The sequence below is a fragment of the Pseudoxanthomonas taiwanensis genome, from assembly GCF_010093135.1.
Lineage (GTDB): Bacteria > Pseudomonadota > Gammaproteobacteria > Xanthomonadales > Xanthomonadaceae > Pseudoxanthomonas > Pseudoxanthomonas taiwanensis.
The window spans coordinates 1-10572 of record NZ_PDWK01000082.1; the positions used below are offsets into that span (position 1 = coordinate 1).

At 72.2% G+C, this 10572-nt stretch carries 13 protein-coding genes and 1 pseudogene; 9 read left to right on the forward strand and 5 right to left on the reverse strand.

Going from position 1 to position 10572, the window contains the following annotated elements; all coding sequences use genetic code 11:
• Window positions 1–15 precede the first annotated feature (15 nt).
• The 3 genes and pseudogenes from CR938_RS12620 to CR938_RS14815 form a co-directional block, all read right to left on the reverse strand.
• A complete protein-coding gene (locus CR938_RS12620) occupies window positions 16–465 on the reverse strand; it encodes a MarR family winged helix-turn-helix transcriptional regulator (RefSeq protein ID WP_162125351.1) in 450 nt (149 codons plus the stop codon).
• A gap of 48 nt (window positions 466–513) precedes the next feature.
• The gene (locus tag CR938_RS14455) at window positions 514–1068 is read right to left on the reverse strand and encodes an aromatic-ring hydroxylase C-terminal domain-containing protein (RefSeq protein ID WP_281350280.1); all 555 of its coding nucleotides are present in this window, start codon (window positions 1066–1068) and stop codon (window positions 514–516) included.
• A 70-nt stretch (window positions 1069–1138) separates the two neighbouring features.
• Window positions 1139–1831, reverse strand: a pseudogene (locus tag CR938_RS14815) (FAD-dependent monooxygenase); the annotation flags it as partial.
• 309 nt (window positions 1832–2140) lie between these two features.
• On the opposite strand from CR938_RS14815, the gene CR938_RS12630 reads away from it, so the two are divergent.
• From CR938_RS12630 to CR938_RS12670, 9 genes are all read left to right on the forward strand, one after another.
• Window positions 2141–2545: a MarR family winged helix-turn-helix transcriptional regulator gene (locus CR938_RS12630; protein ID WP_281350281.1), complete on the forward strand. Its 405-nt coding sequence runs from the start codon at window positions 2141–2143 to the stop codon at window positions 2543–2545.
• A gap of 68 nt (window positions 2546–2613) precedes the next feature.
• The gene (ffh, locus tag CR938_RS12635; RefSeq protein ID WP_162125353.1) at window positions 2614–3984 is read left to right on the forward strand and encodes a signal recognition particle protein; all 1371 of its coding nucleotides are present in this window, start codon (window positions 2614–2616) and stop codon (window positions 3982–3984) included.
• A 13-nt stretch (window positions 3985–3997) separates the two neighbouring features.
• A complete protein-coding gene (locus CR938_RS12640; protein WP_162125354.1) occupies window positions 3998–4804 on the forward strand; it encodes an aminotransferase class IV in 807 nt (268 codons plus the stop codon).
• A 141-nt stretch (window positions 4805–4945) separates the two neighbouring features.
• Entirely contained in the window at window positions 4946–5206 is a 261-nt protein-coding gene (gene rpsP / locus CR938_RS12645; protein ID WP_162125355.1) for a 30S ribosomal protein S16, read from the forward strand.
• Between the two features lie 38 nt (window positions 5207–5244).
• Complete coding sequence (rimM, locus tag CR938_RS12650; RefSeq protein WP_162125356.1) at window positions 5245–5775, forward strand: ribosome maturation factor RimM; 531 nt, start codon at window positions 5245–5247, stop codon at window positions 5773–5775.
• Window positions 5776–5831: 56 nt separating this feature from the next.
• Window positions 5832–6575, forward strand: coding sequence for a tRNA (guanosine(37)-N1)-methyltransferase TrmD (gene trmD, locus CR938_RS12655; RefSeq protein ID WP_162125357.1), 744 nt, complete (start codon window positions 5832–5834; stop codon window positions 6573–6575).
• A 156-nt stretch (window positions 6576–6731) separates the two neighbouring features.
• Complete coding sequence (rplS, locus tag CR938_RS12660; protein ID WP_162125358.1) at window positions 6732–7139, forward strand: 50S ribosomal protein L19; 408 nt, start codon at window positions 6732–6734, stop codon at window positions 7137–7139.
• A 135-nt stretch (window positions 7140–7274) separates the two neighbouring features.
• On the forward strand, window positions 7275–7526 hold the full coding sequence (locus CR938_RS12665; RefSeq protein WP_162125359.1) for a hypothetical protein: 252 nt from the start codon (window positions 7275–7277) through the stop codon (window positions 7524–7526).
• The gene (locus CR938_RS12670) at window positions 7519–7920 is read left to right on the forward strand and encodes an RNA-binding S4 domain-containing protein (RefSeq protein WP_162125360.1); all 402 of its coding nucleotides are present in this window, start codon (window positions 7519–7521) and stop codon (window positions 7918–7920) included. Before CR938_RS12665 ends, CR938_RS12670 begins: the two co-directional genes overlap by 8 nt.
• A 66-nt stretch (window positions 7921–7986) precedes the next feature.
• Here CR938_RS12670 and katG read toward each other — a convergent pair whose 3' ends face one another.
• Together katG and CR938_RS12680 are read right to left on the reverse strand one after the other, a co-directional pair.
• Window positions 7987–10224, reverse strand: coding sequence for a catalase/peroxidase HPI (katG, locus tag CR938_RS12675; protein ID WP_162125361.1), 2238 nt, complete (start codon window positions 10222–10224; stop codon window positions 7987–7989).
• A 227-nt stretch (window positions 10225–10451) separates the two neighbouring features.
• Window positions 10452–10572: transposase (locus tag CR938_RS12680; RefSeq protein ID WP_149860985.1), on the reverse strand; the 121-nt coding region annotated here is incomplete at its 5' end.

Genomic DNA, 10572 nt, shown 5'->3' on the forward strand with positions numbered 1-10572 from the left:
AGGGAAGGCATCGTTCTAGGGGTCGGGTTTGGACAGGTTGTCGCGCACCTGCGCCAGCAGGCGCATGAACTGCGCGCGCTGCGCTTCGTCCAGGCCCGCCAGGGCGGCATCGCGCACCCGCTCGCCGCACTGGGCGATGTCGCGGGCGATCTGCTGCCCGGCCGGGGTCAGCCGGATGTTCAGCACGCGCCGGTCGTCGGCGTCGGCCACGCGCACGATCAGGCCGCGCGCCTCCAGCTTGTCCAGCAGGCGCGTCATGGCCCCCGGACTGAGCTCGGCCAGGCGCGCCAGCTCGGTGACGTTGGCCACGCCGTCGGCCAGCTTCTTGATGGTCAGGAACTGGCTGAAGTTGAGGTCGTGGCCGGCGCGGGCCAGCTCCCGTTCCCAGCGGGCGCGCATGGCGTCGCGGACCTGCCGCACGAGCAGGCCCAGCGACGCGCCGGTGCAGATGGGGGAGTTGGACATGGGGCGGCAGGGTACCGCCCGATGTTTGCCAATGCAAATATTGGGTGCTCAAGTTGTTGCCGGGGCGGGCAGCAGAGGCTGCAGCCAGCCCTCCAGCTCGGGCAGGTCGTCCTCCGTGCCGATCCGGGCGAGGTAGCCATCCGGCCGGACCAGGGCCCAGCCGCCCGGTGGCAGGCCCCAGGCGGCGGCGAAGTCGCCGTGCACGTCGCGCAGCTCGGCCTTCGGCCCGATCCGGTGCACGCGCAGGCCGGGCCGGGCCGGCACCGGCGTGCCGGTGGCCAGCAGGGTCCAGTGCGGGCCGGCCAGCAGCTCGAACACGCGCCGCGACTGTCCGGCCGCGCCCAGCAGGCGCGCGTCCGGGGCGCGGTCGCCGGGCTGGACCGCGGCCGGGCAGGTGGCGGCCGGGGCCAGCGGCCCGCCGCGGTAGCCCACGTCCAGCTGGCGGGTCTCGCGGTCGCGGCGCAGCTCGCCCCGGCGGGCCTGGCCGAGCAGGCGGGTGGACATCTCCAGCATCCCGGCGGCGACCGGCCGGCGCTCGGCCTCGTAGGTGTCCAGCAGGGCGTCCGGTGCCCCGGCCAGCACCGCGGCGAGCTTCCAGCCCAGGTTCCAGGCATGTGTCCTGCACGCTGGTGTTCAGGCCCTGGCCGCCGGTGGGCGGGTGCACGTGCGCGGCATCGCCGGCCAGGAACACCCGCCCGTCCCGGTAGCGCTCGGCCAGGCGCGCGTTCATCGTGTAGACCGAGGCCCAGTGCACCGCGCGCACGCGCAGCCCGGGCAGGCCGCTGCGCTCGCGCACCAGTGCCTCCAGCGTGGCGGCCGCCAGCCCGACCTCGCCGTCCGGCGGCACCGCCGCCTGCAGCTGGAACAGGTCGGTGCCCATCAGCGGGCACAGCATGGCGAGCCGCTCGCCGCCCTCGCCGAACTGGTGCCAGGCCTCGCGTCCCAGCCCCTCCAGGACGATGTCCGCGACCAGCGCGCGCTGGCCCAGGGTGCGACCGGGAAAGCCGATGCCCAGCGCCCGGCGCACGAAGCTGCGGCTGCCGTCGGCGCCCACCAGGTAGCGGGCGCGTACGGTCCGCACGCCCTCCGGACCGGCGATGCGCGCGGTCACGCCGTCCGCGTCCTGGGCCAGGCCGACCAGGGCGTGGCCGAACCGGGGGCGGTGGCCCAGCTCCAGCAGGCGCTCGCGCAGGATCGCCTCGGTGGTGGCTTGCGCCACCATCAGCGGCAGCGGGTGGGGCTCGGCCGGCATGGGCGGACCGGACTCGGCCACCGCCACCTCGGCATGGCGGCCGTCCGGGTGGTAGCGGCGCAGTGGCGGGTACGGGCCGCCGGCGGCCCCCAGGCGGTCGAGCACGCCCAGCATGGCGAGATCTTCAGGCTGCGCGGCTGCAGGCCCTTGCCGCGGGAGCCGTGGAACGGCCGCTCCCGCACCTCGACCAGCTGGAACCGGACCCCGCGGCGGGCCAGTTCAATGGCCAGGACCAGGCCGGTGGCGCCGGCGCCACAGACCAGCACGTCGGTTTCGTTGCGCGTTTCCATCGTCGTCCTCCAGAATGTGCAAAATGCACATATTGAGGGCACGCTAATGGCGCCGACGGGCAATGTGCAAGATACACATATTCACGAACGGATGCGGGCGCTGCACGGGGCACTGATCACCCTGGTGAGCGTCATGAACCGTCCGCGCAACGACCAGCGGCTGATCGCCGCGGCCGGGGTGCGCCTGGACCAGGCCCTGTTCCGGCTGCTGGTGATGATCGAGCGGGTCGGGCCGATCGGGGTGGTGGAGCTGGCCGACCGGGTGGGCCGCGACTACACCACCGTCAGCCGCCAGGTGGCCCGGCTGGAGGCGATGGAGCTGATCACCCGCCGCGGCAACCCGCAGGACCGGCGTATCCGCGAGGCGGTGATCGCGCCCAGGGGCAAGGCCATGACCGAGCGCCTGGACCAGGTCCGCGCACGGCTGGCGCGCGAGGTGTTCCGCGACTGGCCGGAGCGGGACGTGGAGGAGCTGGTGCGGCTGCTGACGCGCTTCGCCGCCGACCTGGAGCGGCTGGTGGAGGCGGCGCCTGGCTGAACCGCCGGCCGGCGCTGCGCCGGGTGCCGGCTATAATCGCCGGCCGTTTTCCCAATCCGGCCTCCCCGATGTTCGAATCCCTGACCCAGCGCCTGTCCGGCACCATCGAGCGCCTGCGCGGACGCGGTCGCCTGACCGAGTCCAACATCAGCGAGGCCGTGCGCGAGGTGCGCATCGCGCTGCTGGAGGCGGACGTGGCCCTGCCGGTGGTGCAGGCCCTGATCCAGCGCATCAAGGTGCGTGCCGTCGGCCAGGAGGTGCTCAAGTCCCTGACCCCGGGCCAGGCCCTGATCAAGGTGGTGCGCGACGAGCTCACCGCGGTGATGGGCTCGCAGGCGGCCGACCTGAACCTCAACGTGCCGGCCCCGGCGGTGATCCTGATGGCCGGCCTGCAGGGCGCGGGCAAGACCACCACCGTGGGCAAGCTGGCCAGGCACCTGAAGGAAAAGCGCAAGAAGAAGGTGATGGTGGTCAGCGCCGACGTGTACCGCCCGGCCGCCATCGAGCAGCTGAAGACCCTGGCCGAGCAGACCGGCGTGCTGTTCTTCCCGTCCGCGGCCGGGCAGCAGCCGGTGGACATCGTGCGCGCGGCCATCGACGACGCGCGCAAGTCCTTCGCCGACGTGCTGATCGTGGACACCGCCGGCCGCCTGGCGGTGGACGAGGCGATGATGGCCGAGATCAAGGCCCTGCACGCCGCGGTCAACCCGGTGGAGACCCTGTTCGTGGTCGACGCCATGACCGGCCAGGACGCGGCCAACACCGCCAGGGCCTTCGCCGAGGCGCTGCCGCTGACCGGCGTGGTGCTGACCAAGACCGACGGCGACGCCCGCGGCGGCGCCGCGCTCTCGGTGCGCTACATCACCGGCAAGCCGATCAAGTTCACCGGCACCGGCGAGAAGCTGGACGGGCTGGACGTGTTCCATCCCGACCGCGCCGCCGCGCGCATCCTCGACATGGGCGACGTGCTCTCGCTGGTGGAGCAGGTCGAGCAGAACGTCGACCAGGAGAAGGCGGCCAGGCTCGCCGCCAAGGTCGCCAAGGGCAAGAAGTTCGACCTGAACGACATGCGCGACCAGCTCGAGCAGATGGAGAAGATGGGCGGCATCGCCGGCCTGATCGACAAGCTGCCGGGCCTGGGCCAGGTGCCCGACCACCTCAAGCAGCAGGTGGCGCAGAGCCGCGAGGTGCCGCGCATGATCGCCATCATCAACTCGATGACGCCCAGGGAACGGCGCAACCCGGACCTGCTCAACGGCTCGCGCCGCGCCCGCATCGCCCGCGGCTCCGGCACCACGCCGGCCGACGTCAACCGCCTGCTGAAGCAGTACCAGCAGATGGAGAAGATGATGGGCAAGCTGGGCCGCGGCGGCCTGAAGGGCATGATGCGCGGCCTGCAGGGCATGATGGGCGGCATGGGCCGCATGCCGTTCCGCTGACCGCGATGGCGCCATGAACGCCCCGCTGCTGCTCAACGGCGAGGAGGCCGGGGCTGCGGCGCTGGGCGCGCTGGCGCAGGCCAACTACGGCCACTTCACCTCGCTGCAGGTGCGCGGCGGCGCCGCGCAGGGGCTGGCGCTGCACCTGCGGCGCCTGGCCCGGGGCACCGTCGAACTGTTCGACGCCACGCTCGACGTGGAGGCGGTGCGCGCCTGGATGCGCCAGGCCGCGGCGGCCGCCGGCGGCGACTGCTCGCTGCGGGTGACGGTGTTCGCCCGGGGCTTCGACCACCGCGATCCGCTGCGCGCGCTGGGGCCGGACGTGCTGGTGGCCGCCACCGCGCCCGCCACGCCGCCGCCGCATCCGCTGCGCCTGCAGGCGCGGCCGTTCCGGCGCCCGGTCCCGCACCTGAAGCACGTGGGCACCTTCCCGCTGTTCCACCACCGCCGCCAGGCGCGCCTGGCCGGCTACGACGACGCCCTGTTCGTGCTGGAGGAAGGGCCGCAGGCGCGGGTGGCCGAGGGCACGGTCTGGAACATCGGGTTCTGGGACGGCGCCGGGGTGGTGTGGCCGCAGGCGCCGGCCCTGCGCGGCACCGGCGAGCGCCTGCTGCAGGACGGCCTGGAGGCCGCGGGCGTGGCCCAGCGATGGCGGCCGGTGCGCCTGGAGGACCTGCCGGCCCTGCGCGGGGCCTTCGCCATCAACGCCACCGGCCTGCAGGCGGTCGCCGCTGTCGGCGCGGTGGCCTGGGGGACGGACGCGGAGCTGCAGGCGCTGCTGCGCGGGGCGCTGGCGCGGGCGCCGTGGGAACCGCTGTAAGCGGTTCCCTGGACCCGCACGCACCCGCCCGCGGTGCGGCCGGGACCGCGGCGGCGGGCGCCGGCTTGTCCGGGAGCGGGGCCTGGCCTACAATTTGCCGCTTACCTCGCCATCCTGGCGACTGGGCAACGAAGAGTACACATGGTCAAGATCCGTCTCACCCGCGGCGGCGCCAAGAAGCGCCCGTTCTACCACATCGTCGTCACCGATTCGCGCAGCCCGCGCGATGGCCGCAACATCGAGCGCGTCGGCTACTACAACCCGGTCGCGCAGGGCCAGGAGCAGCGCGTGGTGATGGACATCGCCCGTGTGGACCACTGGGTCGGCCACGGCGCGCAGATGACCGACAAGGTCCGCAGCCTGTACAAGGAAGCGCTGAAGGCCCAGAAGGCCGCGGCCTGATCCTGCCGCCGCCGGCACCGCCGGCGGCCTGAAGCTCCATGAACGAAGCCGGGCGCCCCACCTCCTCACGGAAGCTGATCCTGATGGGCCGGGTGACGGGCGCCTTCGGCGTGCGCGGCGACGTCAGGCTCGAGTCCTGGACCGAGCCGCGCCAGGCCATCTTCCGCTACCAGCCCTGGATCCTGCGCGCGCCCTCCGGCGCCGAGCGCGAGCTGCGCGGCGCGCGCGGCCGCGACATCGGCAAGACCGTGGTGGCCACGCTGCCCGGCTGCGAGGACCGTGACGCGGCCGAGGCCCTGCGCGGCACCGAGATCCTGGTCCCGCGCGAGGCGCTGCCGCCGCCGGCCCCGGGCGAGTACTACTGGGTGGACCTGGAAGGCCTGCGCGTGGTCACGCTCGAAGGTGTGGAGCTGGGCCATGTCTCGCATCTGTTCTCCACCGGCGCCAACGACGTGATGGTGGTGCGCGGCGAGCGCGAGCGCATGCTGCCCTTCGTCCAGCCCGACTACGTGAAGTCCGTGGACTTCGATTCGGGCACCATCACGGTCGACTGGGATCCCGGGTTCTGAGCGCCGGCCGCGGGCCGGTCGCCGCCAGCGTGCCGGCGCGTCCGGCAGGAGCCGCCATGCGCATCGACGTGGTCAGCCTGTTCCCCGATTTCATCGAGCGGTGCGCCGGCTTCGGCGTCACCGGCCGCGCGCGCGAGCGCGGGCTGGTGTCGCTGCACGCCTGGAACCCGCGCGATTACGCCGAGGGCAACTACCGCAAGGTGGACGACCGCACCTTCGGCGGCGGCCCCGGCATGGTCATGCTGGTCGAGCCGCTGCGCCGCTGCCTGGCGGCGATGCGCCGGGCCGACCCGCAGCCGGCGCACGTGGTCCACCTCAGTCCGCAGGGGCGGCGCCTGGACCAGCGCAAGGTGCGCGAGCTGGCCGCGCGTCCGCGCCTGGCCCTGCTGTGCGGGCGCTACGAGGGCGTGGACGAGCGCCTGGTGCAGGCCGAGGTGGACGAGGAGCTGTCCATCGGCGACTACGTGCTCTCCGGCGGCGAGCTGGCCGCGGCGGTGGTGGTGGACGCGGTGGCGCGGCTGCAGGACGGGGCGCTGAACGACGCCGCCTCCGCGGCCCAGGACAGCTTCGAGGACGGCCTGCTGGACTGCCCGCACTACAGCCACCCGGTCGAGCACCCCTACGGCACGGTCCCGGAGGTGCTGCGCTCGGGCAACCACGCCGCCATCGCCCGCTGGCGCCGGCAGCAGGCCCTGGGCCGGACCTGGGAGCGCCGCCCGGACCTGCTGGCCGGACGCGACCTGTCGCGCCAGGACGCCGCCCTGCTGGAGGCCTACCTGCGCGGCCGGGACGGCAGCTAGCGCTTGCCCGCCGAAGGTGGCTATAATGCGGGATTCCTGCGGGCGACCCGCCCGGACAGGTCCCACAACAACGATAACGCGCAGCGCAATGGGGCGACTGCGTCAGCCCGAGTTGTCGAGACGACACGCCCACCCCGAACAGAAGAGTCGGTCACCATGAGCAAGCTGAACAAGTCCATCATCGCGGAATTCGAGTCCGCCCAGATCAACCGCGAACTGCCGAAGTTCAGCCAGGGCGACACCGTCGTCGTGAACGTCAAGGTGAAGGAAGGCAACCGCGAGCGCGTGCAGGCCTACGAGGGCGTGGTCATCGCGACCAAGAATGCCGGCCTGAACTCCTCCTTCACCGTGCGCAAGATCTCCCACGGCTACGGGGTGGAGCGCGTGTTCCAGACCTACAGCCCGACCATCGTGTCGATCGAGGTCAAGCGCCGCGGCAAGGTGCGCGCCGGCAAGCTGTACTACCTGCGTGGCCTGGAAGGCAAGGCCGCCCGCATCAAGGAAGACCTGGCCGCCGTCGCCAAGGCCAAGGCCGAAGCCAAGGCCGAGAAGGCCGCCGGCTGACCGCTGCCGTACACGGTTCCACGCAGCGGCCGCCTCCGGGCGGCCGTTGCCGTTTCCGGCTCGCGCGGGCGGCCGCGTTCGTGGCACCCTGTACGTCCAGGCCCGCGTTTGGCGGGCGCCGGTTGCGGGGTTGTGATGCGTCCTTTCCCCGGGTTCTCCATCGCCATCGGCCTGGCCCGCCGCGCCGGCGACCCGGCGCGCCTGTCCGACGCGCGGGTGCGCCCGGCGGACCTGGTCGACTGCCAGGTCGGCTCCTCCACCGACGGCCTGCCGCGTGGCCAGGCCACCGGCCTGCAGCACGAGCGCTGCCACCCGTACCAGCGGCTGGAATGGTCGTCGGGCCGGCGCGACACCCCCAGCCCTGATTTCCGCAAGCAGGATGAGTGAGCTGACAAGTCGGTCGGTGCGCCTGGACGTGTGGCTGTGGGCCGCGCGCTTCTTCAAGACACGCGCGCTGGCCAAGGACGCCATCACCAACGGCCGGGTCGAGGTCAACGGCCAGCGCGCACGGCCATCGCGCCTGGTGCACGTGGGCGATGCGCTGGTGGTGCACCGCGCCGGCGCGCGCTTCGAGGTGCAGGTGCTGGGCCTGTCCGGGCAGCGCGGACCGGCCGCGGTGGCGCAGACGCTGTACGCCGAGAGCGAGCAGTCGCGGCGCGCGCGCGAGGAGGCGCGCGCGCTGCGCGCGGCCGAGCGGGCCGGCTACAGGCCGCCCGAGCGCCGCCCGGACAAACGCGCCCGCCGCCTGATCCAGGCCCTGGGCGACATCGACGTGCTCTGAAACACCGGACAAAAAACGGGGCCGTCCCGGAGGACGGCCCCGCGCCGCATGGCGCGCGCCACGCGGCTACTTCAGCAGGTCGAAGCGGTCCAGGTTCATCACCTTGGTCCAGGCGGCGACGAAGTCCCGGACGAACTTCTCCGCGCCGTCGGCGCTGGCGTAGACCTCGGACAGGGCGCGCAGCACCGAGTTGGAGCCGAACACCAGGTCCACGCGCGTGGCGGTCCACTTCACCGCGCCGCCCCGGCGCTCGCGCACCTCGTACAGCTGGCGCTCCTCCGAGGTGGCCTTCCACTCGTAGGCCATGTCCAGCAGGTTGACGAAGTAGTCGGTGGTCAGCACGCCCGGGCGGTCGGTGAACACGCCGTGGCGGCTGCCGTCCCAGCTGGCGTCCAGGGCGCGCATGCCGCCGACGAGCACGGTCATCTCCGGCGCGGTCAGGGTCAGCAGCTGGGCCTTGTCCACCAGCAGGTGCTCGGCTGGCACCGCCGAAGGCGCGTTGAGGTAGTTGCGGAAGCCGTCGGCGAACGGCTCCAGGTAGCCGAAGGATTCCACGTCGGTCTGCTCCTGGAGGGCGTCCACACGGCCCGGCGCGAACGGCACCTCGATGTAGAAGCCGGCGTCCCTGGCCGCCTGCTCGATCGCCACGCCGCCGGCCAGCACGATCAGGTCGGCCAGCGACAGGGCGGTGTCAGGCTGCAGCCGCTCCAGCGCCTCCAGCGCCTTGACCGCGCGCTGGTTGACCTGCCAGCCGCGCTGCGGCTGCAGGCGGATGCGCGCGCCGTTGGCGCCGCCGCGCTTGTCGCCGCCGCGGAAGGTGGAGGCCGAGGCCCAGGCCAGGGTCACCAGGTCGCCCACCGGCAGACCCAGGGCCTGGATCTTCGCCCTGGCGTCGGCGATGTCGGCCGCGGTGGGGTTGTGCACCGGCTTCGGCAGCGGGTCCTGCCAGATCAGGTCCTCGGCCGGCACCTCGGGACCGAGGTAGCGCGACTTCGGGCCCATGTCGCGGTGGGTCAGCTTGAACCAGGCGCGGGCGAAGGCGTTGGCGAAGGCCTGCGGATCGTCGCGGAAGCGGCGCGAGATCTTCCCGTAGACCGGGTCGAAGCGCAGCGCCAGGTCGGTGGTGAGCATGGACGGGCGGCGCCTGGGGGCATCCGGTGTCGGGCCGGGGATGAACGCCTCGGCGTCCTTGGCCACCCACTGGTGCGCACCGGCCGGCGACCTGGTCAGCTCCCACTCGAAGTCGAACAGGTGCTTGAAGAAATCGTTGCTCCATTGCGCCGGCGTGCTGGTCCAGGTCACCTCCAGGCCGGAGGTGATAGTGTCGGCGCCCTTGCCGGTGCCGAAGCTGTTGGCCCAGCCCAGGCCCTGCATCTCCAGGTCCGCGGCTTCCGGGTCGGGGCCGACGTGGTCGGCCGGGCCGGCGCCGTGGGTCTTGCCGAGGGTGTGGCCGCCGGCGATCAGGGCCACGGTCTCCTCGTCGTCCATGCCCATGCGCTTGAACGTCTCGCGGATGTCGTGCGCGGCCAGCACCGGGTCGGGGTTGCCGTCCGGGCCTTCCGGATTGACGTAGATCAGGCCCATCTGCACTGCGGCCAGCGGGTTCTCCAGCTTGCGGTTGTGGACCTTGCCGTCGGCGTCGTCCTCGGACACCAGCACGCTCTCGCCCTCGGCCTTGGGCACGCCCTCCGATCCGCGGGCGTAGCGCTCGTCGCCGCCCAGCCAGGTGCGCTCGCGGCCCCAGTACACGTCCAGGTCCGGTTCCCAGGTGTCCTCGCGGCTGGCGCCGAAGCCGAAGGTGCGGAAGCCGGCGTGCTCCAGGGCGACGTTGCCGGCCAGGATCATCAGGTCGGCCCAGGAGATCTTCTGCCCGTACTTCTGCTTGACCGGCCACAGCAGGCGGCGGGCCTTGTCCAGGCTGACGTTGTCGGGCCAGGAGTTGAGCGGGGCGAAGCGCTGCTGGCCACGGCCGCCGCCGCCACGGCCGTCACCGACGCGGTAGGTGCCGGCGCTGTGCCAGGCCATGCGGATCATCAGGCCCACGTAGCTGCCGAAGTCGGCCGGCCACCAGTCCTGCGAATCGGTCATCAGGTCCAGCAGGTCCTTCTTCAGCGCGTAGTAGTCCAGCTTCCGGAACTCCTCGCGGTAGTTGAAGTCACGGCCCAGCGGATTGGACTTCTCCGAGTGCTGGCTCAGCAGGTCGAGCCGGAGCTGGTTGGGCCACCAGTCGCGGTTGGTGGTGCCGCCGCCGGCGACGCCTGCGACTTCGGCGTGGAATGGACACTTCGTTTCGGTCGTCGACATGGTGACTGCCCCTCTGCTGCAGGTGCCGCGTTTGCCGGCGGCGGGTGGAAGTACGGCGCGGCCCCGTCGGTGCCTTGCCGGTGTGCGTGGATGGAATCGGGCCCCTTGCCGTGGGCCTGGTTCCGTAGCCACAGTGAATGGTCGAGCTGAGGTTAGTAGGGCGGGGCAATCAATGAAAATTGTTAGTTGTGAAGCTTCCGATAGTGTGCGTCTATTTTTTTGGTTCTTCACCCAAGTCCGGGGAAGGCCGCCCGGATCTTCAGGAAGAAGTAGGCGTCGTCCCGGTAGCCGTAGGCCACCCGCTTGATGACCTTGATCTTGTTGTTGATGCCTTCGACCAGATTGGTT